Here is a 257-nt window from a genome sequence, read left to right on the forward strand (position 1 = left end):
TTTTCGCTTCTTCCCTCCGCTTTCTGCCGATCGAGAACATGCTTCCCCATAGACCGACCGAGTTGTGGAGATGCCGCCCTGTTGCGACGACATCTAACACGGTCATTTCGTCAAAGAGTTTTGGGGTCTGAAAAGTGCGGCAGACACCGGAAGCCACCCGAGCCTCGGGGGCCATATGTGTGATCGCTTCGCCTCTGAAGCAAATCTCGCCGGTGCTTACGGTGGTGAGGCCCGATATCAGATCGAAAGCAGTGCTT

Annotated in this window: 1 pseudogene; it reads right to left on the bottom strand. The window is 55.6% G+C overall.

Annotated features, from left to right (window positions below):
* Window positions 1-257 (bottom strand): annotated as a pseudogene (locus tag KJQ96_RS39305) (ABC transporter ATP-binding protein); the annotation flags it as partial.

Origin of the sequence: Bradyrhizobium sp. sGM-13, from assembly GCF_018398875.1 — a bacterium.
GTDB lineage: Bacteria > Pseudomonadota > Alphaproteobacteria > Rhizobiales > Xanthobacteraceae > Bradyrhizobium.